At 41.1% G+C, this 23,933-nt stretch carries 17 protein-coding genes and 5 pseudogenes; 19 read left to right on the top strand and 3 right to left on the bottom strand.

The genetic code is table 11. The features are described 5' to 3' along the window. Nucleotides 1-7: 7 nt before the first annotated feature. Nucleotides 8-1,449, bottom strand: a pseudogene (locus tag HSISS2_RS09310) (sucrose-6-phosphate hydrolase). A 188-nt stretch (nucleotides 1,450-1,637) separates the two neighbouring features. Between HSISS2_RS09310 and HSISS2_RS09305 the strand changes: the two are divergent. The 13 genes and pseudogenes from HSISS2_RS09305 to HSISS2_RS09245 all read left to right on the top strand — a co-directional run bounded on the left by HSISS2_RS09305 (nucleotide 1,638) and on the right by HSISS2_RS09245 (nucleotide 16,316). Then, complete coding sequence (locus HSISS2_RS09305; RefSeq protein ID WP_021146482.1) at nucleotides 1,638-3,539, top strand: sucrose-specific PTS transporter subunit IIBC; 1,902 nt, start codon at nucleotides 1,638-1,640, stop codon at nucleotides 3,537-3,539. A 176-nt stretch (nucleotides 3,540-3,715) separates the two neighbouring features. After that, a complete protein-coding gene (gene scrK, locus HSISS2_RS09300) occupies nucleotides 3,716-4,609 on the top strand; it encodes a fructokinase ScrK (RefSeq protein WP_021146481.1) in 894 nt (297 codons plus the stop codon). Nucleotides 4,610-4,843: 234 nt separating this feature from the next. After that, nucleotides 4,844-5,194, top strand: coding sequence for a hypothetical protein (locus HSISS2_RS09295; protein WP_021146480.1), 351 nt, complete (start codon nucleotides 4,844-4,846; stop codon nucleotides 5,192-5,194). A gap of 176 nt (nucleotides 5,195-5,370) precedes the next feature. Next, nucleotides 5,371-7,920: a preprotein translocase subunit SecA gene (gene secA / locus HSISS2_RS09290; RefSeq protein ID WP_008535577.1), complete on the top strand. Its 2,550-nt coding sequence runs from the start codon at nucleotides 5,371-5,373 to the stop codon at nucleotides 7,918-7,920. Between the two features lie 49 nt (nucleotides 7,921-7,969). Then, entirely contained in the window at nucleotides 7,970-8,974 is a 1,005-nt protein-coding gene (locus HSISS2_RS09285) for a 3-deoxy-7-phosphoheptulonate synthase (RefSeq protein ID WP_042767136.1), read from the top strand. A gap of 84 nt (nucleotides 8,975-9,058) precedes the next feature. After that, entirely contained in the window at nucleotides 9,059-10,087 is a 1,029-nt protein-coding gene (locus tag HSISS2_RS09280; RefSeq protein WP_021146478.1) for a 3-deoxy-7-phosphoheptulonate synthase, read from the top strand. Nucleotides 10,088-10,092: 5 nt separating this feature from the next. Then, nucleotides 10,093-10,452 carry a holo-ACP synthase gene (acpS, locus tag HSISS2_RS09275; protein WP_021143628.1) on the top strand — a complete coding sequence of 120 codons (360 nt, stop codon included), beginning with the start codon at nucleotides 10,093-10,095 and terminating at the stop codon, nucleotides 10,450-10,452. Between the two features lie 20 nt (nucleotides 10,453-10,472). Continuing rightward, entirely contained in the window at nucleotides 10,473-11,576 is a 1,104-nt protein-coding gene (alr, locus tag HSISS2_RS09270; protein WP_021146477.1) for an alanine racemase, read from the top strand. Nucleotides 11,577-11,700: 124 nt separating this feature from the next. Further along, nucleotides 11,701-13,718 (top strand): annotated as a pseudogene (recG, locus tag HSISS2_RS09265) (ATP-dependent DNA helicase RecG). A 299-nt stretch (nucleotides 13,719-14,017) separates the two neighbouring features. Further along, the gene (locus HSISS2_RS12055) at nucleotides 14,018-14,236 is read left to right on the top strand and encodes a hypothetical protein (protein ID WP_021146474.1); all 219 of its coding nucleotides are present in this window, start codon (nucleotides 14,018-14,020) and stop codon (nucleotides 14,234-14,236) included. Between the two features lie 619 nt (nucleotides 14,237-14,855). Beyond that, nucleotides 14,856-15,293 carry a hypothetical protein gene (locus HSISS2_RS09255; RefSeq protein ID WP_021146472.1) on the top strand — a complete coding sequence of 146 codons (438 nt, stop codon included), beginning with the start codon at nucleotides 14,856-14,858 and terminating at the stop codon, nucleotides 15,291-15,293. 231 nt (nucleotides 15,294-15,524) lie between these two features. Then, nucleotides 15,525-16,094, top strand: a complete 570-nt coding sequence (locus HSISS2_RS09250; RefSeq protein ID WP_021146471.1) for a DUF2975 domain-containing protein — start codon at nucleotides 15,525-15,527, stop codon at nucleotides 16,092-16,094. Between the two features lie 9 nt (nucleotides 16,095-16,103). Beyond that, nucleotides 16,104-16,316 (top strand): helix-turn-helix transcriptional regulator, encoded by a 213-nt coding sequence (locus HSISS2_RS09245; protein ID WP_002884695.1) that lies wholly within the window; start codon nucleotides 16,104-16,106, stop codon nucleotides 16,314-16,316. A gap of 49 nt (nucleotides 16,317-16,365) precedes the next feature. On the opposite strand, the gene HSISS2_RS11410 is transcribed toward HSISS2_RS09245, so the two are convergent. Then, nucleotides 16,366-16,509, bottom strand: coding sequence for a hypothetical protein (locus tag HSISS2_RS11410; RefSeq protein WP_021146470.1), 144 nt, complete (start codon nucleotides 16,507-16,509; stop codon nucleotides 16,366-16,368). Between the two features lie 3 nt (nucleotides 16,510-16,512). Then, nucleotides 16,513-17,499 carry an asparaginase gene (locus tag HSISS2_RS09240; RefSeq protein WP_042767134.1) on the bottom strand — a complete coding sequence of 329 codons (987 nt, stop codon included), beginning with the start codon at nucleotides 17,497-17,499 and terminating at the stop codon, nucleotides 16,513-16,515. A gap of 51 nt (nucleotides 17,500-17,550) precedes the next feature. Here HSISS2_RS09240 and HSISS2_RS09235 point away from each other — a divergent pair, with 51 nt between their 5' ends. The 6 genes and pseudogenes from HSISS2_RS09235 (at nucleotide 17,551) to HSISS2_RS09215 (ending at nucleotide 23,708) form a co-directional block, all read left to right on the top strand. After that, nucleotides 17,551-18,936, top strand: coding sequence for a Cof-type HAD-IIB family hydrolase (locus tag HSISS2_RS09235; protein WP_021146468.1), 1,386 nt, complete (start codon nucleotides 17,551-17,553; stop codon nucleotides 18,934-18,936). A 117-nt stretch (nucleotides 18,937-19,053) separates the two neighbouring features. Continuing rightward, complete coding sequence (locus HSISS2_RS09230) at nucleotides 19,054-20,214, top strand: DUF6574 domain-containing protein (protein ID WP_021146467.1); 1,161 nt, start codon at nucleotides 19,054-19,056, stop codon at nucleotides 20,212-20,214. 44 nt (nucleotides 20,215-20,258) lie between these two features. After that, nucleotides 20,259-21,985 (top strand): annotated as a pseudogene (locus HSISS2_RS09225) (hypothetical protein). Between the two features lie 253 nt (nucleotides 21,986-22,238). Further along, nucleotides 22,239-22,703 carry an IS200/IS605 family transposase gene (tnpA, locus tag HSISS2_RS09220; RefSeq protein ID WP_021146464.1) on the top strand — a complete coding sequence of 155 codons (465 nt, stop codon included), beginning with the start codon at nucleotides 22,239-22,241 and terminating at the stop codon, nucleotides 22,701-22,703. 73 nt (nucleotides 22,704-22,776) lie between these two features. Continuing rightward, nucleotides 22,777-22,899: pseudogene (locus tag HSISS2_RS12250) on the top strand (LytTR family transcriptional regulator); the annotation flags it as partial. Nucleotides 22,900-23,165: 266 nt separating this feature from the next. Then, nucleotides 23,166-23,708 (top strand): annotated as a pseudogene (locus tag HSISS2_RS09215) (transposase). The last annotated feature ends 225 nt before the right edge of the window (nucleotides 23,709-23,933 follow it).

Here is a 23,933-nt window from a genome sequence, read left to right as displayed (position 1 = left end):
AATCACCTTAGTATTTTAAATCGAAGTAGTGACCAGAAACCTTTCCTGATACCACTTTGATACCAGTTTGTTCTGCACTTGGGAAGACACGGCTGGTGAAGACCTTTTCACCTTTGTTAAAGAAGATTTCAATGATTGAATTATCTACAAAGATGTTAGCTGTAGCAGCTTGACCGGCCTCAAGAGTACATTCACGGCTTGTGCCAAAGTCTGTAGCATACTGTTCACCAGCTTTAGAACGGTCAAGAATAACTTTTCCGTTTTCAGTATCAACGATAAGTGACAAGCCATTTCCTTCTTGGTCTGCGAAAAGAACAAGCTCGGTTTGACTATTAGCTTGGAAGTTAAGTTCAAGCTCGTAAGTATTAGTTGTAGCTGTTTTTTCAGCGAAATCTTCTTGGTTAGCACGTAAGCTTGTAATAGCTTCTACTGGGTATTGGTAAAGTTTGCCATCTTTAATAGACAACTCTTTAACCAAGCTCATAGCACCTTGGTAGTCGTATTTGTCAGTTGGATAGTCCACGTCTGGGAGACCAATCCAGCTAACAATAAGGGCACGACCATCAGGAGTGTTAAATCCTTGAGTAGCATAAGCTTCGAACCCGTAGTCCAAGTTAATAATTGACGTACCATCAACAAGGGCAGGTTTCTCAGGGTCGAAATCTTGGAAAATCTTATAAGTATTAGGGTAAATATTGCCATAGTCAAGTTCTTCTTTATCAAGACCTTGTGGGCTATAAAGAAGAACAGGTTTGCCATCTACAAAGACAAGGTTAGGACACTCAATCATGTACTCTGACCCAGTGCCACCAAAGTCAAGATTACCAACCTCAACCCAGTTTTCGACATCATTGTCTACTGCCTTGTAAAGTTTGATATAACCTTGTTTATCGTGGTTTTGAGCACCTACGATAGCGTAGAATTGTCCCTTGTAATCGAAGATTTGAGGGTCACGGAAGTGCCCAGTAGCGTCAGCAGGTTGTTTGATAAGAACCTTGTCGAATTTTTCGATTTTGCCGTCTTTATCCATCCAAGCGCCGATTTGACGTGGGTCACGAATCCAGTTTTCATCACGAACGTTCCCAGTATAGAAGATAAAGAGTTTATCACCGATTTGATAAGCAGAACCTGAGTAGGCACCGTGGCTATCATTTTCATGGTCTGGCAAGAGTTTGACACCAGTTTCTGTAAAGTGAACCAAATCTTCAGTTTCAGTATGCACCCATTGTTTCAAACCATGAGCAGCTCCAAATGGCCAACTTTGGTAGAAAAGTTGGAACTTACCATTAAAGTAAGAAAAACCGTTTGGATCATTAAGAAGCCCTGTTTCTGGTTCGATATGGTAACTTGCACGCCAAGGTGATTTAGCGACATTTTCTCTAATCTTTGTTTTTCTTCGTCTGTCCAATCTGCGTATGGACGGTAACGAACTTCTGTTGGTAGATTCATATTTAGTAATCTCCTAATCTATTTGTTAATAATATAGTAAACGTTTTACCTATAAAAATCAACGATTTATAACAAAAAATAAAAAAATATGCTAAACGGTTGACATATGGCAGAAAGATGCTAAAATAGTTATCGTAAAGAAAAGCTAAACGCTTTCATACCAAATTTTATTAAGGAGAATTTTGCAAATGGATAACAAACAAATTGCAAAAGAAGTCATCGATGCCCTCGGTGGACGTGAAAACGTCAACAGTGTTGCTCACTGTGCGACTCGTCTACGTGTGATGGTCAAAGATGAAAACAAAATCAATAAAGAAAAGGCTGAGAACATTGAAAAAGTTCAAGGTGCTTTCTTTAACTCAGGTCAATACCAAATGATTTTTGGTACAGGTACTGTTAACAAGATTTACGACGAAGTCGTTGCTCAAGGTCTTCCAACAGCATCTAAAGACGAACAAAAAGCAGAAGCTGCTAAACAAGGTAACTGGTTCCAACGTGCTATCCGTTCATTCGGTGACGTTTTCGTTCCATTGCTTCCAGCAATCGTAGCGACTGGTCTTTTCATGGGTATCCGTGGAGCAATCAATAACGATACAGTTCTTGGTTTGTTCGGTACAACATCAAAAGCTTTTGCTGCTACTGATTTCTATACTTACACAGTTGTATTGACAGATACAGCCTTCGCCTTCTTCCCAGCCTTGATTTGTTGGTCAGCCTTTAACGTATTTGGTGGTTCACCACTTCTTGGTTTGGTTCTTGGTTTGATGATGGTTAACAACGCCCTTCCTAACGCTTGGGATGTTGCATCAGGTGCTGCTAAACCAATTTACTTCTTTGATTTTATTCCAGTAGTAGGTTACCAAAACTCAGTGCTTCCAGCCTTCTTCGTAGGTTTGCTTGGTGCTAAGTTCGAGCAATGGGTTCGTAAATGGGTTCCAGACGTTCTTGACCTTCTCTTGCGTCCACTTATCGTCTTCGCAGTAATGTCAGCTTTGGCCCTCTTTATCATTGGTCCTGTCTTCCATACTGTTGAAAGCTATGTTCTTGCTGCTACAGAATGGATTCTTAACTTGCCATTTGGTCTTGCTGGTCTTGTTCTTGGTGGAGTTCACCAAGTTATCGTCGTTACAGGGGTTCACCACGTCTTTAACTTGCTTGAAGCTAACCTCATTGCTAATACTGGTAAAGACCCACTTAACGCTATCATCACAGCTGCTATGACTGCCCAAGCTGGTGCGACACTTGCAGTGGGTGTTAAAACTAAAGATGCTAAATTGAAAGCACTTGCTTTCCCTGCAACTCTTTCAGCGGTACTTGGTATCACTGAACCAGCTATCTTCGGGGTTAACCTTCGTTTCGGTAAACCATTTATCATGGGTCTTATCGCTGGTGCTGCTGGTGGTTGGTTGGCCTCAATCCTTAACCTCGCTGGTACAGGATTTGGTGTAACAATCGTTCCTGGTACTCTTCTTTACCTTAACGGTCAAGTGCTTAAGTATGTGATCATGGTACTTGTAACACTTGCTCTTGGTTTTGCTCTTACTTGGATCTTCGGTTACAAAGAGGAAGAAGTTGAAGCTCAAAAAGAAGTTGTTGCTGAAGATATTGCATCTGCAGAATCAGCTCCAGTTGCATTGCAAGCCGAAACAATCGCTGCACCACTTAAAGGTGAAGTTGTAGCTTTGGAAAATGTTAATGACCCAGTCTTCTCATCAGGAGCTATGGGTAAAGGTGCCGCTATTAAACCTTCAGGAAACCAAGTAGTCGCACCATTTGATGGTGAAGTGCAAATCGCCTTCCCAACAGGTCACGCTTACGGTCTTAAATCTGATAAAGGTGCTGAAGTGCTTATCCACATCGGTATCGACACTGTCTCACTTGACGGTAAAGGATTTGATGCTAAAGTTCAAGCAAATCAACGTGTTAAAAAAGGTGATGTCTTGGCTACCTTCGATAGCTCAGTTATCACAGGTGCAGGACTTGACGATACAACTATGGTAATCGTTACAAATACTGCAGACTTCGAAGATGTTTCATCAGTAGCAACTGGATCAGTTGCTGAAGGTGCAGACTTCATCGCAGTTAAATAATAATCTAGAAAAGTCGAAGCTATTTCGGCTTTTTTAGTTAAATATCAGATAAAGAAAAGAGATAAGTTCGGGTGTCTAAGACTGGTGAATCGAACGGAATATAGATTGTCTTTTGCGCCACTTTTCTTTATAATTAGGATAGTAATTTATAGATCACAAAAGGAGATAGCTTGCATATGGCTAAACTTTACGGAAGCTTGGAAGCTGGTGGTACAAAATTCGTTTGTGCTGTTGGTGATGAAAATTTCCAAGTCGTTGAAAAGACCCAATTCCCAACCACTACACCATACGAAACAATCGATCGTACCGTTGCCTTCTTCAAACGTTATGAAGACCAATTAGCTGGAATCGCCATTGGTTCATTCGGTCCCATTGATGTTGATCCTAACTCAGAAACATACGGTTATGTTACCTCAACGCCAAAACCACACTGGTCAAACGTTGACCTTCTTGGTTTGATTGCAAAAGAGTTTAATATTCCTTTCTATTTTACGACGGATGTTAACTCATCTGCCTATGGTGAGACACTTGTTCGTAAAGGTGTTAAGAGTCTTGTTTATTACACTATCGGAACTGGTATCGGTGCTGGTGCCATTCAAAATGGTGAATTCATTGGTGGTGTAGGTCACACGGAAGCAGGTCACGTTTATGTGCCTCTTCACCCTAATGATGTTACTAATGAATTTAACGGAACTTGTCCTTTCCACCGTGGTTGTTTGGAAGGATTGGCTGCTGGTCCATCGCTTGAAGCTCGTACAGGTATTCGTGGAGAATTGATTGAGCAAAATTCTGAAGTGTGGGATATTCAAGCTTACTATATTGCTCAAGCTGCTGTTCAGGCAACTGTTCTCTACCGTCCTGAAGTTATCGTCTTTGGTGGTGGGGTAATGGGTCAAGAGCATATGCTTCGTCGTGTTCGTGAAAAATTCACAGTTCTTTTGAATGGATACCTCCCAGTACCAGATGTGACTGAGTATATTGTTACCCCTGCTGTTTCAGGTAATGGCTCTGCGACACTTGGTAACTTTGCCCTTGCCAAAGATGTGGTTGATAAACAAGCAAACAAGTAAGAATTGTCGAATCGCTTTAAGAGATAATCTTAAGGCGTTTTGTGCTATTCAGGAAGAGTTATAAGGTCGGTGGTTTGACACTTGCCCGGGTTTAGAAAATCTAGGTAGGGTCGTCTGAAGACGGCCGTGGTATATGATATTTTAAGTGATTATATCGGTTAATAATGATGTTGCAGTTTGGAGAATTGATGGTCAAATGGAGGGTGCTGTCAATCCATCTAAAGAGGCTTAAATATGAGTAGAGAACAAGTTTTAGCAGACCTTTTTAAAGGCATCGAAGTTGGAGAGACCTATTATTTTGAAGGAGCTTATTACCGTTTGAAAGATTATGGCGACCACATTTATGGCTTGCAACGAGCGGTTCCAGGCATGTGTGGTGAAAAGACGGCCTCTCCCAGCCTTAAATTTCACTGGGAAAATGGGGCTTTGGACTATCAATTTTATGTGGATTTTGAAGCTAGTCCAATGCTTATGACGGCTTATAGCAGTTCTGACCGAGCTTTCTTTGATCGAGCCTTTGATAAGCTCTTGCAGGATTTTCAGAAAATCCAAGAGAAGCAAGAACTATCTGAGGAAAAATTCTAAAGTGATATTGTCGTTATTTTCAGTGAATCTAATAAAAAGTTTTAGTTTATTTGTCAATCCGTTGTGAAAGGCTTTAAACTAGGGCTTTTTTCTTTTGTCAATCCTTGTGTGATTTCTTGTTTAAAGGGTGTTTTTGTGGTAAAATATGGAGATAAAGACTGTCGAAAGGAAATAAGATGGCAAATATATTACGCAAAATCATTGAAAATGATAAAGGCGAAATTAAGAAACTAGAAAAAACTGCCAAGAAAGTTGAGGGCTATGCAGATGCAATGGCAGCCCTTTCAGATGAAGAACTTAAGGCAAAAACAGATGAATTTAAAAAACGATATCAAAACGGAGAAAGCCTAGACCAACTCTTGCCAGAGGCATTTGCGGTTGTTCGTGAAGGGGCAAAACGTGTCCTTGGACTTTTCCCATACCGTGTGCAAATCATGGGTGGTATTGTTCTTCACCATGGTGACGTACCAGAAATGCGTACAGGGGAAGGGAAAACCTTGACGGCGACAATGCCTGTTTACCTTAACGCTATTTCAGGTGAAGGTGTACACGTTATTACCGTTAACGAATACCTTTCAGAGCGTGACGCAACTGAAATGGGTGAGCTTTATAGTTGGCTTGGCTTGTCAGTAGGGATTAACCTTTCTGCCAAATCACCAGCTGAAAAGCGTGAAGCCTATAACTGTGATATCACTTACTCAACCAACTCAGAGGTCGGTTTCGACTACCTCCGTGATAACATGGTTGTTCGTAAGGAAAACATGGTACAACGTCCTTTGAACTATGCCTTGGTCGATGAGGTTGACTCGGTTCTTATTGATGAAGCTCGTACACCATTGATTGTATCAGGTCCTGTAAGTTCAGAGACTAACCAGTTGTATCATCGTTCAGATGCTTTTGTTAAGACATTGACTGAAGATGATTATGCTATTGATGTTCCAACCAAAACCATTGGTTTGAATGACTCTGGTATTGATAAGGCCGAAGAATTCTTCAACTTAGACAACTTGTACGATATTGACCATGTAGCCTTGACTCACTATATTGATAATGCCCTTCGTGCCAACTATATCATGTTGCATGATATTGACTATGTGGTAAGTCCTGAGCAAGAAATCCTTATCGTTGACCAATTTACTGGTCGTACCATGGAAGGTCGTCGTTTCTCTGATGGACTACACCAGGCTATTGAAGCTAAAGAAGGCGTACCAGTTCAAGAGGAAACCAAGACATCTGCCTCAATCACTTACCAAAATATGTTCCGTATGTACAAGAAGTTGTCAGGTATGACTGGTACAGGTAAGACTGAGGAAGATGAGTTCCGTGAAATCTATAACATGCGAATCATTCCGATTCCAACCAACCGTCCAATTCAACGTATTGACCATGATGATCTTCTTTACCCAACCTTGGATGCCAAATTCCGTGCGGTAGTGCAAGATGTCAAACGTCGTTATGAAAAGGGTCAACCAGTTCTTGTTGGTACCGTTGCCGTTGAAACATCTGACTTGATTTCTAAAATGTTGGTTGAAGCAGGTATTCCTCACGAAGTGCTTAATGCCAAGAACCACGAAAAAGAAGCCCATATCATCATGAATGCGGGTCAACGTGGTGCCGTTACGATTGCGACCAACATGGCCGGTCGTGGTACCGATATCAAACTTGGTGAAGGTGTTCTGGATCTTGGTGGACTTTGTGTCATTGGTACAGAGCGTCACGAAAGCCGCCGTATTGATAACCAGTTGCGTGGTCGTGCGGGACGTCAAGGGGACCCAGGTGAATCTCAATTCTACCTCTCACTTGAAGATGAATTGATGCGTCGTTTTGGTTCTGATCGTGTCAAACATGTCTTGGAACGCTTTAATGCTGATGATGAAGATATTGTCATCAAATCACGTATGTTGACTCGTCAAGTGGAATCAGCTCAAAAACGTGTTGAAGGGAATAACTACGATACACGTAAACAAGTCCTTCAATACGATGACGTTATGCGTGAACAACGTGAAATCATTTACGCTGAGCGTTATGATGTTATCACAGCAGAGCGTGATCTTGAACCTGAAATTAAGGCTATGATTAAGCGTACAATTAATCGTACGGTTGAAGGTCACAGTCGCAATGATCAAGATGAAGCTCTTAGGGCAATCTTGACGTTTGCCCGTCAGGCCTTGGTTCCTGAAAATGCCATCTCACTTAAAGACTTGAAAGAAGTGGGTGAAGTCACTAAACGTAGTGTTAATTATGAAGCTATTAAAGTTTACTTGAATGAATTAGCAGATGATGTTTATGATCGCCAAATCAAGAAATTACGTTCAGAGGAAGCTATCCGTGAGTTCCAAAAAGTTTTGATTTTGATGGTTGTTGATAACAAGTGGACAGATCACATTGATGCCCTTGACCAATTACGTAACGCTGTTGGTTTGCGTGGTTATGCGCAAAACAATCCAATTGTTGAGTATCAATCTGAAGGGTTCAAGATGTTCCAAGACATGGTTGGAGCGATTGAATATGATGTGACACGTACCATGATGAAAGCACAAATCCACGAACAATCTCGTGAAAATGTGAATGAACGTGTTTCAACAACAGCAACAGGTAATATCCAAGCACAACAGACAGATGCGAATGGTCAGGATATTGACTTTAGTAAAGTTGGTCGTAATGATTTCTGTCCATGTGGCTCAGGTAAGAAATTTAAAAATTGTCACGGTCGTAAGCAATTTTAGGAAAAAAGAAGTAGGTAATTATTATGGTTTTTAAAGCAGTAAGTAAAAAATTGATTTTGATGCAGTTAAAGAATCAACTACATTGACAGGTGAAGCCCTTGCCAAGAAACAAGCTCGTGATAAAGAGCTTGAAGCAATCATCAAGGGTGAAGATGACCGTACGCTTTTGGTTATTGGTCCATGTTCATCTGACAATGAGGATGCAGTTCTTGGTTATGCTCACCGTCTGGCTAAACTTCAAGAAGAAGTTAAAGATAAAGTCTTTATGGTTATGCGTGTTTATACAGCTAAACCTCGTACAAATGGTGATGGTTATAAAGGACTTGTCCACCAACCTGATGCTGAAGGTAAACCAAACCTAATCAATGGTATCAAGGCTGTTCGTAATCTTCACTACCGTGTTATCACTGAAACTGGTATCACAACTGCTGATGAAATGCTTTACCCAGAAAACCTTCCTTTGGTAGATGACCTTGTGTCATATATTGCCATCGGTGCACGTTCTGTAGAAGACCAACAACACCGTTTTGTTGCATCAGGTATTGATGTTCCAACTGGTATGAAGAACCCAACATCAGGGAATCTTAACGTTATGTTTAATGGTATCTACGCTGCACAAAACAAACAAAACTTCCTCTTTAACGGTGAAGAAGTTGAAACTTCAGGTAACCCATTGGCACACGTTATTCTTCGTGGTTCAACGAATGAATATGGTAAAAACGTGCCTAACTTCTACTATGATGATGTTCTTGAAACAATCGAACACTATGAACAAATGGGCCTTGAAAATCCATTCATCGTTATTGATACAAACCATGATAACTCAGGCAAACGTTACTTGGAACAAATCCGTATCGTTCGTCAAACCTTGATTAACCGTGACTGGAATGAAAAAATCAACAAAGTTGCACGTGGTTTCATGATTGAATCTTACCTTGAAGATGGCCGTCAAGATGCGCCAGATGTCTATGGTAAATCAATCACTGACCCATGTCTTGGTTGGGATAAGACAGAAGAATTGATTCGTGAAATCCACGATACTTTGTCAAAATAATAAGGTAACAGAAACCATATATGGGGAGTGAACCGTTTGGATGACCAAGCGGTTCGCTCTCTTTTCACAAAGAGAGGGAAATAGATGGGAATTCATCAAAATAGTCCGCTTATTGATGTAGCGGAAGTAAGGAAATTGCATGCTCTTACGGGAGACGCACTAGTAACTAAACAGGCTAATGATGAGGCTTTGGCAAAAATTATCAAGGGTGAAGACAAACGTATTCTCTTGGTTATTGGCCCATGTTCATCTGATAATGAAGAAGCCGTTCTTGACTATGCTCACCGTTTGGCCAAACTTCAGGAAGAAGTGAAAGATAAAATCTTTATTGTTATGCGTGTTTATACAGCTAAACCTCGTACTAATGGGGATGGTTATAAGGGGCTTATCCACCAACCAGATGCAGAGGGTGATGTAGACCTTCTTGCTGGAGTTAAGGCGGTTCGCCACCTTCAGTCACGTATTATTACTGAAACAGGCCTCCCAATCGCTGATGAGATGCTTTATCCGTCAAATCTTTCCTTCTTTGATGACCTACTTAGCTACCACGCTGTTGGAGCACGTTCGGTTGAGGACCAAGAACACCGCTTTGTAGCTTCAGGTATTGATGTGCCAATTGGTTTGAAGAACCCAACGTCAGGAAATTTGAATGTCATGTTTAATGGTATCTATGCTGCGCAGAACCAACAGCATTTCCTTTACAATGGCGCTGAAGTTAAAACAGATGGTAACCCGCTCGCTCACGCTATCTTGCGTGGTGCCAACAATGAAAATGGTCAGAACATTGTCAACTACCATTACGAAGACTTGGTTAAGGCTTTGGACAAGTACAGTGCATTTAATTTGGAAAATCCATTTATTCTTGTTGATACAAACCATGATAACTCAGGTAAAAACTTCATGGAACAAGTTCGCATTGTGCGTGAAGTCTTTCTTAACCGTGAGTGGGATGAGCGTATCGCGGATACCGTGCGTGGCTTTATGATTGAGTCTTACCTTGAGGATGGTCGTCAGGACACACCTGAAGTTTACGGTAAATCAATCACAGATCCATGTCTTGGTTGGGATAAGACAGATAGTCTTATTCGTGAAATCCACAATCGACTTTCGTAAGAATTATGATTTTTGGACATGGTATAGACTTGCAGGAAATTTCAGCTGTTAAAAAGGCTTATGACCGCAATCCACGCTTTGCAAAAAAGGTATTGACACCAAAAGAGTGGGAGCGTTTTGAATCCCTTTCTGGCAATCGTCAGATGTCCTATTTAGCAGGTCGCTGGGCCGGTAAGGAAGCATTTTCAAAGGCCTGGGGTACAGGTATTGGAGCAGTCGGCTTTAAGGATATTGAAATTTTGACCAATGACAAGGGAGCGCCAGTGGTGACCCAGTCGCCTTTTGAAGGCAATGTCTTCATCTCGATTTCCCATAGCGGTGATTTTGTTCAGGCAAGTGTCATTTTAGAAAAAACTAAGAGATAGATGTTGGAAGAGGATAGCTTATGATCTCAAGTTTACATCGACCAACCTTGGCAAAGGTTGATCTATCAGCAATTTCAGAAAATATTGAACAAGTGGTTAGCCACATTCCTAAAAAGGTAAAGACTTTTGCAGTTGTTAAGGCCAATGCCTATGGTCATGGTGCTGTTACGGTGGCCAAGCATTTGTCTAAACAGGTAGATGGTTTTTGTGTTTCCAACCTAGACGAGGCACTTGAACTCCGTCAAGCTGGCTTAGAGCAACCGATACTTATTTTAGGAGTCGTCTTGCCAGACGAGGCTCCTTTGGCTATTCAAGAAAACATCACTCTGACGGTAGCTTCGCTTGAGTGGTTGGAAATGGCTAAGGATCAGGGGCTTGATTTGACTGGTTTGACCTGTCATATTAAGATTGATTCAGGCATGGGACGCATTGGGGTGCGTAGCCAAGGAGATGCAGATAGCTTGATTGCTGGTCTGAAGGCACTTGGTGCGGATGTCGAAGGTATTTTTACCCATTTTGCAACAGCTGATGAGGCAGATGATAGTAAATTCAAGCGTCAATTGGCCTTCTTCACGGATTTGGTTAATAACTTGGTGGACCGCCCTCGCTTGGTACATGCAAGCAACTCTGCGACGAGTATCTGGCATGCAGAAACAGTCTTTAATGCTGTACGTCTGGGTGTCGTGATATATGGTCTCAATCCTAGTGGTAGTGCTTTGAATCTTCCTTATAAGATTCGTCCTGCCCTAAGTTTGGAAACAGCTCTTGTTCATGTTAAAATCCTACCAGCAGGTCAAGATGTCGGTTATGGTGCCACTTATACAACGACGACTGCCGAGGTTATTGGAACGATTCCAATCGGATATGCGGATGGTTGGACTAGAGATTTACAAGGCTTTCACGTTATTGTGGATGGTCAATTTTGCCCGATTGTTGGGCGCGTGTCTATGGACCAAATTACCATTCGCTTGCCTAAAGTCTATCCCCTAGGTACTCCTGTTACGCTTATTGGCGAAAATGGGAGAGCAAGCATCACTGCGACAGAGGTGGCTGAAAAACGTGGTACTATCAACTACGAAGTTCTTTGTTTACTTAGTGATCGTGTCCCTCGCAGTTATGAGTAAAAAAGAGGAATCCAGCTTTCGGCTGGATTTTTTGCTTTTCGTGAAGACTCATCTCATGTGATATAATAGCTGGTAAGACTTCCTTTTTCACGGGAAGAAGAACACGATAGAAATGATAGAGGATATGATTCAACTAGATTCACCAATTGCGGATTTGAAAGGCTTTGGGCCTAAGTCCGCTGAAAAATTTACCAAATTAGATTTGCACACGGTTGGGGACCTCTTGCTTTATTTTCCTTTCCGATATGAGGATTTTAAGAGTAAATCTATTTTTGAACTGATGGATGGCGAAAAAGCCGTTATTACGGGAACAGTGGTAACACCTGCCAATGTGCAGTATTATGGCTTTAAACGTAATCGTCTGAGCTTTAAAATCAAGCAGGGTGAGGCTGTGATTGCCATTAGTTTCTTTAATCAGCCTTATCTTGTGGACAAGATTGAGATGGGGGCAGAAGTGGCTATCTTTGGCAAGTGGGACCAGAAGAAGTCGGCTGTGACTGGTATGAAAGTCTTGACTCAAGTTGAGGACGATATGCAGCCAGTTTACCATGTGGCTCAAGGTGTCAGTCAAGCTCAGCTGATAAAGGCCATAAAGGCGGCTTTCGAAAGTGGGGCTATTGAGTTGTTGGAGGAAAGTCTTCCCCGGGTACTGATGGACAAGTACCGTCTCATGGGACGTCAAGAGGCTGTGCGTGCCATGCATTTTCCGAAAGATTTAGCTGAATATAAGCAGGCCCTACGCCGAACAAAGTTTGAAGAGCTCTTTTATTTTCAAATGAACTTACAGGTGCTAAAGGCTGAAAATAAATCGGAGACTAATGGTATAGCAATCGCTTACGATGAAAGCAAAATCAAAGTCAAGATTGCTACCTTGCCTTTCCCCTTGACGCAGGCTCAGGAGCGCAGTCTAGCAGAAATCCTAGCTGATATGCAATCTGGAGCTCACATGAACCGTCTCTTACAAGGAGATGTGGGTTCAGGGAAAACAGTTATCGCTAGCCTGGCCATGTATGGGGCTTACACGGCAGGATTTCAGTCTGCCCTTATGGTACCGACGGAAATCTTAGCAGAGCAGCATTATCAGAGTTTGCAAGGACTTTTTCCTGAGTTAGAGGTAGTGCTCCTAACTTCTGGGATGAAGGCAGCGGATAAGAAAGTAGCTCTTTCCAAAATTGAATCTGGAGAGGCTCAGATGATTGTAGGGACTCACTCCTTGATTCAGGATGCTGTGACTTATCATAAACTTGGGTTGGTTATAACCGATGAGCAACACCGTTTTGGGGTTAATCAACGTCGTATTTTCCGTGAGAAGGGAGACAATCCCGACGTTCTCATGATGACAGCGACCCCTATCCCTAGGACCTTGGCTATCACAGCTTTTGGGGAAATGGATGTGTCAATCATTGATCAGATGCCAGCTGGTCGTAAACCCATCATTACTCGTTGGGTTAAACATGAGCAGCTGGACACCGTATTGACTTGGATCAAGGGCGAGTTGGAAAAAGATGCTCAGGTCTATTTTATTTCTCCTTTGATTGAAGAGTCTGAGGCACTTGACTTGAAAAATGCCGTTGCTCTTCACCAGGAACTCACCGATTTCTTTGGTGAGTCGGCTTCGGTGGCTCTGATGCACGGTCGTATGAAGAATGATGAAAAAGACCAAATTATGCAAGATTTCAAGGACAGAAAATCTCAGATTTTAGTATCAACCACAGTTATCGAAGTAGGAGTCAATGTGCCAAATGCGACGGTCATGGTTATTATGGATGCGGATCGTTTTGGACTTAGCCAGCTTCACCAGCTTCGAGGACGTGTAGGTCGGGGTGATAAGCAGTCCTACTGTGTTTTGGTGGCCAATCCTAAAAATGAGACTGGAAAAAACGCATGCAGGCCATGTGTGAGACTACGGATGGTTTTGTTCTAGCTGAGGAGGATCTTAAAATGCGTGGTTCAGGTGAAATCTTTGGGACACGTCAGTCAGGTATTCCTGAATTTCAAGTGGCCGATATTGTGGAAGACTACAATATCTTAGAGGAAGCCAGACGGGTGGCTAGTCAAATTGTCTCTGACCCGAACTGGCGAGAGAATCCTGAATGGCAGGTGCTAGGAGCTTATTTGAGAAGCCAAGGCGAGTTTGATTGAGGAGGAAACTAATGAACAAAAGACGGTTAAAACTCGATTTTTTTGCTATCTTACATCCCTTGTTTCTTATAATGTTAGGTCTCTTATTTTATTTGTTCGCCTTCATCTTGATTTGGTTTATTAATGGATTGGTAGAGATGATACAAGGAAAGATGGACTTTCATACCTTATATTTTTATTCACTTTTGATCTCTCTACTGTGTTCAGTACTATTTATTATGTATGTAGCTGGTTTCATAGCTCAACTCATTATTCATCTTTGTCATCAAAGGGAAAAAACGCTTCTACCGGTTTGGTGCATGCTTACGGCTGTCCTGGTGCTAGTGCCAGTCTTTGAAGAATTTAGTCTTCTAGGCTCCACTTTGAATTTTAAAGGTTATTTTCTTTCCATAGTTGCCTACATTGCCTACCTCTTTACAAAAATACCTAAGGTTATCGAAGGTTATCGCTACCATGCGACAATTCGTTATGCTGTCTGGGTGGCTTTGGTGCTGGGCATTATCTTATCGATGTTATAGAAATATCAACTCTCAGTAAACAACTGAGAGTTTTAAGTTTCCTTCAAGCTTATTAAAAGCTTTTTTAAGTTAGGGAACCTATAATAAAACCATCAAAACGAGATAGGTTTTGAAAATAAAAGGTTTTGGCTAAGCCAACTCATTCTTAAAATGGAGGACATCATCATGACAGTAAAAATTAAAGTAACCTACAATCCAAATTTCCAAAAGCATCCTCAAGACTTTAAGGTTTATCAAGACTAGTATTGAGCTAGGAAGAGGCAATATTTTCCACTATTCTACGACTTTCATTCCTCAGTTTCCCAAAATCCCTTTTTCCTTTTTTCATAAACGTAGAATCCCTTTTCCTAAAAAACGAAAAAGCTTAGACGTATGAACGACCAGTCTAGGTGACTAAAATAAGAAGTGCAACCAGTTAAGAGTTTCTTGACTGGTTTTAGTGTTTTTATGGATTTTGGTTAAAAAATATCGAAAAACGATAAAAATGTGTTGACAAGGAGAAATAAAGAGTGTAATATATAATTATCGAAAAACGATAATAAGTTTTCGATAAAGATAATCTTATTCGCGAAAAAGAGAAATTATTTACTAAAGCTATTTAACAAAGGAAATACTTATCATGAAAACACTTAAACCAATCATCAACGCACTTCTTATTCTTCTTATGGCAATCTACGGTCTTGCAATGCTTGCTTTACTTATCCTTCCTTTTGTGAACGTGGCCAATCTTTTCCCAGGTGCAGAGGTTCAAACCCTTTCTGGCTGGGGTTACTGGCTGGTCGCAGAGCTACAATTTGCCTTCTATCTTGCCTTGATTTGGCTCCTTCGTAAAGAGCTTAAAGACTTTACTTGGAAGGCACTTTGGACAGAAGATTTCTCTCTTTTCTTGAAAAAGGTTGCCCTTCTAACCTTTGTGCCATCAGCCTTGAATATCTTCTTGCAGTTGGGAACGACAGATCACCTAGTAATGGACTTCAGCACATCAGTTTGGCTCTTCTTGGTCTCTCTAGCTTGTGATGCTATCCGTCTTCGTAAGGGACAAACAGCTGTCAAATAATTGAATGTATCTTAGTTGAAAAGTAGTAAAATCTTATCTATAAACTAGTGTTTTATATTGATATTCGATATAATTGATACTGTTAATAGTTAGCTGCTGATTTAGTATAAGGTCAAGGGCTCCTAGAGGCACCTTGGCTTTTTCTAGTCTATACTCCCAAAAAATCAAAATGTATTTACAATCGAGGTAACACATGACAACTATCTTATTTTATTTTTAATCATCCTAGCCTTGGCTGGCTCTAGTTATTATGGTTGGAGATCTGCCAAAAGTGCTAAAAATCGTCAAGAAACGCAAGAACAGAAACGTCTGCGTAGTGTTCTCCTGTTCGTTAATGTCCTCCTTTTTGCGGGCTTTTTAAGTCTTGTTATTACCATTCTTAATGATGCCTTTATCCTGACTGGTCATGAAGGACTCTTACAACAAGGTTTGCGTATGCTTCTCGGTTCGGGAGTTACCGTGAAAAGCAAGGGCCCTAGTCTGACGCTTTTTGCAGCAACCATTGATTTCCTTCGTATGGTAGTCAACATAGGTTTCTTGTTGTGCCTACGTGCCTTTCTGATTAACCTTTATCGTTCTGATATTTTCATCGCTAAAAATGCTAAGTTGGTTCGTTGGTCAGCGCATTTGCTAGTTCTTGGGGCTTTTATCAATAATGGTATTTTTACATTTGGAACAGGCAACCAGAGTTATAGTTTCTTTAACATCAGTTATTTGCTAGTTAGCTTTGTCCTCTATGCTGTTGCTATGATTTTGACCAAGGCTAATGCTATTGCTGAGGAAAATGAGTACACGATTTAGGAGGGGTTTATGATTATTGTCAATTTGGACGTTGAACTTGCCAAGAAGAAGATGCGCTCGGGTGAGCTGGCAGAACGCATTGGTATTACCCCAGCCAATCTATCAGTTCTTAAGACAGGCAAGGCCAAGGCAATCCGTTTTACAACTCTGGATGCCATTTGTAAGGAGTTAGATTGTCAACCAGGAGATATTCTTGAATATAGACCAGACGAAGAAAACTAAAAGCTTGAAGCAGTTCTGTCATCTTTCTAGTGACGATGCTTCAAGCTTTTTATTTTTTCTTCATCCATGCAATCAGGGCTAGACTAGCTAGCACAGTACCACAGACCATGGCGATGTGTGTTTGTGAGACGGTTAGCTCATAGTGGAAATCTTTATTTTCCAATTTATCGGTTGCTTCAATGCTAAGTTTCATCCCTTATCCCTCGATATAATCTTTCAATTCTTGGCCTTTTAGTCCTGCACTAAGTGCGATGAGGAGTTTGAGGCGAGCTTTTGGTGCATTGAGTTCTTTAACAAACATAACGCCAGCTTCTTGGAGTTTAACCCCACCCCCTTCATAGGCGTAGACAGGTTCAGCTATACCGTTAAAGCAACGGGAAACGAGTACAACGGGAACTCCCTTGTCCATAAGTGACGTGATTTCTTTTGCAGCTAGTGGTGGGAGGTTTCCAGCGCCTAGTGCCTCGATGACTACCCCATCAATTTTTTCAGGATCTAAGAGGCTGATGATGCCATCGCCAATTCCCATCCCAGCATAAGCCTTAATGATTGGCACAGTTCCTGTAATTTGTTCCAAGTCAAAGCGAACACGAGGTTCAGCGGTCTTGAACCAAAGAATGTCATGTTTCATGATGATTCCTAGAGGACCATGAGTGGGTGTGTGGAAGGTTGCTACGTTTGTGGTATGGGTCTTAGTCACATACTTGGCTGCATGGATTTCATCATTCATCACGACGAGGATTCCTTTTTCAGCGGCCTTATCATCACTGGCAACGCGTAAGGCTGAGAGATAGTTGTAGACCCCGTCGCTTCCTAGCTCGTTCGAAGAACGCATGGCACCAGTTATGACGATTGGAATTTCAGGGACGTCCATGGTATCTAGGAAGTAGGCTGTTTCTTCCAAGGTATCTGTTCCGTGGGTGATAACCACTCCGTTATATTGTCCAGATGTTTTCTTGATTTTTTTATAAATATCAAGCATGTGGTAGGGCGTAATGTGTGGACTAGGGATGTTAAGGAAGTCTAGGACAGTTAAGTCCAGATTATCTAGATCAAGCCCCACATGGTTCATGGGGTTATCAGCGTTTTGGCTGACCCTGCCATCATTATCCGCTGACATGGAAATGGTCCCTCCAGTGTGAAGGACTAGGATTTTTTTATCATTTATACTACTCACTATCATATTTATGTTATAATTTATTTTAGCATAAAATGTTAGAAGGAGGGGAGCTCTGTGGCGATTAAAGCAGTCTTTTTTGATATTGATGGGACTTTTTTAAATGACCGAAAGCGCGTGTCGAGTTCAACCAAAAAAGCGATCAGTCAAATGAAGGACGATGGTATCTTGGTTGGTTTGGCGACAGGTCGTGGACCAGGATTTGTTCAGCCTTTCATGGATAATCTAGGTCTGGATTTTGCGGTGACTTATAATGGTCAGTATATCTTGACCCACGACAAGGTTCTCTATCAAAACCAGCTCCCTAAATCAACTATCTACAACTTAATCCGCTATGCTACCAAGCAACGTAGAGAGATTTCTCTAGGTACGAGTACGGGGCTTGTCGGTTCTAACATCATTAGTATGGGGACTAGCAAGTTTGGTCAAATAGTGAGCCGTATTGTGCCAAAGTCTTGGGCTAAGATGGTGGAACGTAGTTTTAAGTCTCTCATTCGTCGTTTCAAACCACAGAGCATGGAAGCTCTCAAAACCATTATGCGTGAACCGGTCTACCAAGTAGTTATGGTAGCGACAGTGGGTGAGACTCAAGCTATTGAGGAGAAATTTCCACACGTTAAGATTACTCGCTCAAGTCCTTATTCTGCGGATATTATTTCTGCTGGCCAATCTAAGCTCAAGGGGATTGCTCATTTAGGTGAGGTATTTGGTTTCGAACTCAGCGAGGTTATGGCCTTTGGAGATTCGGAAAATGACCTGGAGATGTTGTCTGGTGTCGGTATCGGTGTTGCCATGGGAAATGGTGAAGATGAGCTGAAGGATCAGGCGACCCATGTTACGGACACCAACAATCAGAATGGAATTGCCAAAGCCCTATCACACTATGGCCTGATTCACTTTGAAACAGAAAATTCATTTACCAGTGATGATGACAACTTTAACAAGGTTAAGGATTTCCATCACTTGATGGATGGCTCTACCAATGATATGCCTCGTGTCTATAGTATTGAGGAAGCTAGTCATCGCTCGGACTTCAAGTTGGAAGAAATCGTCGAATTCCTTTATGCTTCATCAGGTGGGGACAAGCGTGTCTTTGGACAAGCTGTTTTGGACCTACATGCTGCCCTTGATAAGGCAGCTCTCAAGGTTAGCTCTAAAGAACATTCAGAGTCAACAATGGTTGGTCAGGTCGATGCTTTGACAGACTTGCTTTACTTGACTTATGGCTCCTTTGTCCTTATGGGTGTGGATCCTAAACCTTTCTTTGATACGGTTCATGAGGCTAATATGGGTAAAATTTTCCCAGATGGTAAGGCTCATTTTGATCCAGTGACCCACAAGATTCTGAAACCAGATGACTGGGAGGAACGCTTTGCGCCAGAACCACATATAAAACGAGAGTTGGATCGTCAGATTCAGAAATCAATCCAAAGAAATAAATAAGAAGATAAGAAGGTTTGGGCAGTCTGCTTCGAACCTTTTTCTAATGAAAATACCATTTATTAATAGCTCTATTTGTGGTAAAATTATGTCATTCTATGTAATTTTAAGGAGATTATTATGACTAAAGCAGATTGGTTAGATTTTTTTGAAGCCATCAATGGTCGTTCAGCGACTGAAGAAGAAATTGCAGCAGCACTTGCAGCTGGCGAGTTTCAAGATGATGCACCAGCAGTTGAGGCGGCTCCTGTTCAAGAAGCACCCGCACAACCAACTTTCGCTAGTGCTCAAGAAGTACCAACACAAGAAGCACCCGTACAACCAGCTTTTGCTAGTGCACAAGGAGTACCAGCACAAGAACCACAACCGCAAGATCCTTTTGCAAATGCTCAGGCTACTCAAGCACAAGCAACATTTGCAGGGGCTCAATCAGCTCCAGTCCAAGGAGTGCCAAATCAAGCAGTGCAACCACAAGCTGGTTTTGCGAATGGGCAAGCTGGTCAGCAAGCAGCTTTTGCTAACGGTCAACTTCTTCAACCAGGTCAAAACGTTCAATTTATCAATGGCCAAGCCGTAGTTGTTCCAGCGCAACCATCAGCATTTGCTACAACTTTCAAAAACTATTGGACATGGTTGCTTAATGCATGGCGTCGTCCAGCTGACATGACAGATTATGGTAAGCACAATGGTTGGCTTAACTATATCTTCTTGTCACTCTTGACTGGACTTGCATTCTTTGCAATTTTGAGTGCTATGGCACGTAAAGTGGTTAGCTCAATTGTGTCAACCACAAATGCATTGTCTAGTATGTTTGGTTCTTATGGAACAGATGCTTACTCATCTCCAGTTTCAAGTCATACATCTAGCATTGGTTTTGGAGCCTTCTTCGCAAGTATACTAGCTGCCTTCCTCTTTATCTTTGCTTTTATCTTGGCAGGATTTGTGACACGTAAGGCCATCTTCCGTGACCCTGAGACTACTTTCTTGAATAGCTTTGATCGTTTTGGTCGTTTGACATCATTGGCCTTGCCAATCTTGCTTGTAACAATCTTGTTGGGAGCTATTGGACTTGTTGCCTTCCCAGGATTCTTGTTCTATGTTGTTTACTTCTTATTTGCACTTGCTAACCTCTTTACAATTGTTCCTGTAACAACAGCATGGAAGGCTGATAAATTCTATCAAATGATTTTGGCAGCACTTTTGAATGGTGTCATTTTGTCAATCTTGTTTGCAATCGTATTTGCTATCATGTCATCATTTACAGTAGGTCTTCTATTCTAAGTAAACCTAACGATTTTTGAAAAAGCAAGTTTATAGGAGTCCTTATGGCAACAAAAGAAAAGTGGATTGATTTATTTGAAAAGGCAGTTGGTCGTCCGCCCCATGTTTTGGAAATTGAAGAGGGCCAAAAAGCAGGCTTTGACTTAAAGGCTATTAAAGGCATTGTGGCTATGGGTCTAAATCAAGAGATTGCTGCTCCTGAGCCAAAAGAAGAAGTTGATGAGTTCGACGTTGCTGAGGAAGTGTTTGATGATATCTCACTTGACGACCAAGAGAAAACGTCTCCTTCGGAAACAGAAGAGTTTACACCAGTATCTCAAGTAGGTCAGAATCAATCTGAAGAAAAGTCAGAGTATGCTTCTAAAGAAGCTCAGGTCATTTGGATGAAGGCATTTAAGACCTATGTTGGTCGTCAGCCTCTTCCAGAGGAATTCCTTCTAGGTAAGTCTTCGGGATATGATGTGTCAACCATCCATCAGTTTATCTCAGATGGTAAGGCCGCTAAACCGGCAAAGCCAGCCATGGCTAAAGGAAAGAAAATCCTGATTATTGCTGGTGTTGTTGCAGCAGTCTTAGCACTTGCTGGTTATGGCTTTGGTTCTTATTACTACTCACGTGGTCAAGTAGCAGAGCGTTATGAAGCAGCAGCTAAGAAGAGCTTTAAGGATAGCCTTGAATACCAAGTATGGTCTGATACTAAAAAAGAGATTAAAACATCCGAAGTCAAGTACACAGACATCAAAAATACACAAGCCTATAGCAAGAGCCAACTCATGTCTGGTGAACGTATGCAAAAGGTTGGACGCCAGTTCCTTATCTTTCCAAAGTGGAGAGTCGTGGTTGATCCTGGAACAGTTGATTTGACGGTTAATACAGACGATTTGAATCTGACGATTAATGGCGTCTCTTATGGTACTACAGATGGAAATAACTACACCGCTGAACTGAAGCACCTCTATCCAGGAACCTACAATTTTGTGGCTTCTGGTAAGGTCAATGATCAGGATATCACGGTGTCATCTGAAGAAAATGTCACATCTAGGACCGAAGTTAACCTTTCAGTGAAGTATCTCAGCTTTACTGTTAAATCCAATCTTAAAGATGGGGACCTTTATGTTGGTGGGACCAAGGTTGGAACCCTAAGCTCAGGAAAATTGGATGTTAACAAGGTAGCAGTAGCTGGTTCTTCGGCTGTTTATGTTAAGAAGAATTTCGACGATGGTAGCTCTATCAAGACTGAGACACTGTCTATTAAGAAAATCTCTGAAGGTCAAACGGTTACTCTTGATGCTGATGGAGTTCTTGACCGTGATACGGCAGACCGTCTTTTGACAGCAGCTTATGGTAAATTTGGCAGTTATGCCTCAAATCATAACACGACTCCAGATGGTGTTTCTGACATTTTCCTTAATGGTACTGATGATACCATGTATAAGGATGTTATCGCTGATATTGATAAAAATACTACGGGAGCCAAAAACCGTTCCGCTGATAGTATTACCTTCTCAGACGTTGATGTAACTGAAGTCGTTCAGACTGGTGAAAAACCTTTAAAGTAACTTTCACGGCAGTCTATGATTTCTATTATGGCTATGATTCGAAGTTTAAGTCATCAGGAGATATTAAAGATAAAATCTCTTGGACTTGTAATGTGGAATACATTGGTGACGATAGTGACTCAAGTGGTAGCGGTTCTAACTACAGTGACTACCGTATCAATGGTAAGGCTGGCGAATCACAACATGTGAGCCGTGAAAATACTGTGAAATAGTAGATACTTTTGCGGTTGACTAGTCAACAGTGAACCGTAAGAATGATTAAGAGGTTCAGTCCTTAATCTAAAAGGTGGAGAACTTGGCTATTGCCAAGTTCTTTTTGCTTATGTGACTTTAAGTCCGTTTCGCTCCAAAGGTGCGAAACAAATAAACCACCCACTATGCGGGTGCGCATCGAATAACAAAAAACTCCAAACGAGTTACAATATAGGTGTTCAAGCCAATTGTAAAACGAAAGGAGTTAAGACTATGGCGCAAAAAGCTCACAGTTTATCACATACAAAATGGATGTGTAAGTACCACATTGTATTTACACCTAAGTATAGACGAAAAATAATCTATAATCAATATAGGAGTAGTCTGGGAGAGATTTTTTATAGACTACGCCAATATAAAGGTATTGAAATAATTGAAGGCCACTTAATGCCAGATCATGTCCACATGTTAGTAAGTATTCCCCCACGAATGAGTGTGGCTAGTTTTATGGGATATTTAAAAGGTAAAAGTGCATTAATGATGTTTGATAAACACGCCAATTTAAAATATAAATTTGGTAACAGGCATTTTTGGTCAGAAGGTTATTATGTAAGTAAGGTAGGACTTAATGAAGCCACAATTAAGAAATATATTCAGGAACAAGAGAAGTATGATATCGCTTTGGACAAATTAAGCGTTAAAGAATATGAAAATCCCTTCAGGGATAATGGTAAGTAATGCGAATGCCTCTTAGGGGGAAAACCGTGCCACTTACCTGAAAAGCCTTGTTTTGTTTAAAGCAGCTGTTATAATGAAACCATCAAAAGGACAGGAAAGGAGTATTATGAAAGTTAGTATCGCATTGGACCCATCCATAGATGAGCCTGAAATTTTGATTCGAGCTCCTCAATTAACAGAAGAAATAGCACAGCTCTAGAAGTCCATTTTAAAGTAAAAGGGCTCTATAATATTTGTAGTGGGGAAATCCCCCTATGGATACTATGGAACCTATTTTGTTGTAGAAAACATACTAAGATTAGTAGTGAAGAAATCTCCGACGGGAGATAGTATTCACTACTTTTTCTTTATGTTAAAGTAGTGGTGTCTTGTAAAGTCGTAGGGCTCTATGGCGCTAGACGTCGCGTATTGAAAATAAAATCACTAAAACATGGAATTATTTAAGACAAAAGAGGTAATGTCATGCGTGCAGTATTTGGAATTGATGTCAGTAAAACAAGCTCTGAGGTGGCCATTTTAGTCAACGGCGAGAAGGTTCATGGCTACACCATACTCAATGATGCCATTGGGTTCAATCGCCTGTTGGGGGACTTGAAAACTGTTCATAACCCTGAGATTATATTTGAGGCTACAGACGTCTATTCTCGACGTCTTCAAGCCTTTCTTGAGGAATATGGTTACGCTTACACACGGCTAAATCTCAGCTTGTGCACAATCGTAAACCAACTTACGTGCAGGAAGAAGTTTATCAACACCTGCGTGATTTAAGCCGTTTCTATCAAAATATGACAGAAAATCTTGTTCAAGTGCATTCACAACATCGCTTCAGCTAATCATACCAATCCCTGCCATATCGCTGACTTTTATGAGAAACGAAAAAGACAATCGACAATAGCTTCAACTAAGCCACATACGATTGCCTCTATACATCGTCTCATTCGAACAATGGATTACCTCATTATGCATAACAAACTTTACGATTATTCTTTGACCCAAAATCGATAAGCCTGTCTGTACCGTATTATTGTAACACCTTGTTTCAAAAAATACCAGATGAGGTGTTTTTATCATGCCCATTTATGGATCAAAAAGTGTTAAAAATAAGACAGTAACCTCAGAATAGCTACTGTCTTATCTCTTTTTTTACTTAAAGTCTTGATAGACTTAACAAATGGTAGAAAAGAGCCCCTTTTCTGAAAAATGATATTGATTCACTATTAAACATTATTT

Source organism: Streptococcus sp. HSISS2, from assembly GCF_000448665.1.
Taxonomy (GTDB): domain Bacteria; phylum Bacillota; class Bacilli; order Lactobacillales; family Streptococcaceae; genus Streptococcus; species Streptococcus raffinosi.
Note: the sequence above shows the minus strand (reverse complement) of the source record. Positions and strands in the feature narration are given on the sequence as shown.

Bases quoted from the DNA above. Each gene is read 5' to 3' on its own strand.
- HSISS2_RS09305 (WP_021146482.1), top strand. From the start codon at position 1,638: ATGGATAACAAACAAATTGCAAAAGAAGTCATCGATGCCCTCGGTGGA.
- scrK (WP_021146481.1), top strand. From the start codon at position 3,716: ATGGCTAAACTTTACGGAAGCTTGGAAGCTGGTGGTACAAAATTCGTT.
- HSISS2_RS09295 (WP_021146480.1), top strand. From the start codon at position 4,844: ATGAGTAGAGAACAAGTTTTAGCAGACCTTTTTAAAGGCATCGAAGTT.
- secA (WP_008535577.1), top strand. From the start codon at position 5,371: ATGGCAAATATATTACGCAAAATCATTGAAAATGATAAAGGCGAAATT.
- HSISS2_RS09280 (WP_021146478.1), top strand. From the start codon at position 9,059: ATGGGAATTCATCAAAATAGTCCGCTTATTGATGTAGCGGAAGTAAGG.
- acpS (WP_021143628.1), top strand. From the start codon at position 10,093: ATGATTTTTGGACATGGTATAGACTTGCAGGAAATTTCAGCTGTTAAA.
- alr (WP_021146477.1), top strand. From the start codon at position 10,473: ATGATCTCAAGTTTACATCGACCAACCTTGGCAAAGGTTGATCTATCA.
- HSISS2_RS12055 (WP_021146474.1), top strand. From the start codon at position 14,018: ATGCTTACGGCTGTCCTGGTGCTAGTGCCAGTCTTTGAAGAATTTAGT.
- HSISS2_RS09255 (WP_021146472.1), top strand. From the start codon at position 14,856: ATGAAAACACTTAAACCAATCATCAACGCACTTCTTATTCTTCTTATG.
- HSISS2_RS09245 (WP_002884695.1), top strand. From the start codon at position 16,104: ATGATTATTGTCAATTTGGACGTTGAACTTGCCAAGAAGAAGATGCGC.
- HSISS2_RS11410 (WP_021146470.1), bottom strand. From the start codon at position 16,509: ATGAAACTTAGCATTGAAGCAACCGATAAATTGGAAAATAAAGATTTC.
- HSISS2_RS09240 (WP_042767134.1), bottom strand. From the start codon at position 17,499: ATGATAGTGAGTAGTATAAATGATAAAAAAATCCTAGTCCTTCACACT.
- HSISS2_RS09230 (WP_021146467.1), top strand. From the start codon at position 19,054: ATGACTAAAGCAGATTGGTTAGATTTTTTTGAAGCCATCAATGGTCGT.
- tnpA (WP_021146464.1), top strand. From the start codon at position 22,239: ATGGCGCAAAAAGCTCACAGTTTATCACATACAAAATGGATGTGTAAG.